Annotated in this window: 1 protein-coding gene; it reads left to right on the top strand. The window is 63.6% G+C overall.

What is annotated here, in order from left to right; all coding sequences use genetic code 11:
- Positions 1–216 (top strand): hexameric tyrosine-coordinated heme protein (locus HBA93_RS19200; RefSeq protein WP_221724365.1); only part of this gene is annotated, 216 nt, incomplete at its 5' end.
- Between the last annotated feature and the right edge of the window lie 163 nt (positions 217–379).

Raw genomic sequence — 379 nt, 5'->3', positions numbered from 1 at the left:
CTTCCCTCACTCAAGACAGCGACCCCGCAGGAGGGGTTCGACCTTGCCACCAAAATGGCGCGGGTCGGCGTCAAGGTGACCCAGCCTTCCGCCGAGATTCGCGACAAGCTGCGCGCGGCCTACGATCAGGACACCGCGCAACTGATCGCTTCCTCGCAGGTGATCGCCATCCATTTCCAGACGGTGGCGGCCGCCAACAATTACTGGCGCGACTGACGCCCTCGCCTACGACTGACGCCAGGGCGTCAGTCGCGTCAGCGTTTCAGTCACAGTTTCAGACCCCGCAACCGCAGCGCGTTGGCGATGACGCTGACCGACGACAGCGACATGGCGGCTGCTGCGATGATCGGTGACAGGAGCAGGCCGAAAGAAGGGTAGA

Source organism: Ochrobactrum sp. SFR4 (assembly GCF_019730395.1).
Classification (GTDB): domain Bacteria; phylum Pseudomonadota; class Alphaproteobacteria; order Rhizobiales; family Rhizobiaceae; genus Pseudochrobactrum.
This window is presented reverse-complemented; position numbering and strand designations above follow the sequence as displayed.